Source organism: Paraburkholderia sp. SIMBA_027, from assembly GCF_046535315.1.
In the GTDB taxonomy this organism is placed as follows: domain Bacteria; phylum Pseudomonadota; class Gammaproteobacteria; order Burkholderiales; family Burkholderiaceae; genus Paraburkholderia; species Paraburkholderia tropica.
This window is the reverse complement of record NZ_JAWRWY010000942.1, coordinates 1-260: the sequence shown is the minus strand read 5'-3', so window position 1 is coordinate 260 and position 260 is coordinate 1. Positions and strand designations below refer to the sequence as shown.

The window sequence follows — 260 nt, the reverse complement described above, 5'->3', positions numbered from 1 at the left end:
AATGTCGATGCCGTCGCGGATGTCGCCGAAGACGACTGCGAGATGCTGCATCGGATCCCAGGGAAGCGAATAGGTATGGGCCTTGGCCTTGCCGAACGGGGTTTCGATCTCGAAGCTCGCGCCGAGCTCGATCAGCGTTTCCTTGCGCTGGCGGTAGGCGATCAGGTCGGCAACCGACACCTGCTTGAGGCCGTATTCCTCCGCAAAGCTGCTTACCTGCGGACCGCGCATGACGGTGCCGTTGTCGTTGACGAGCTCGC

Annotated in this window: 1 pseudogene; it reads right to left on the bottom strand. The window is 61.9% G+C overall.

Annotation, left to right across the window (positions count from 1 at the left end):
- Nucleotides 1-260, bottom strand: a pseudogene (locus SB764_RS41885) (bifunctional 3,4-dihydroxy-2-butanone-4-phosphate synthase/GTP cyclohydrolase II); the annotation flags it as partial.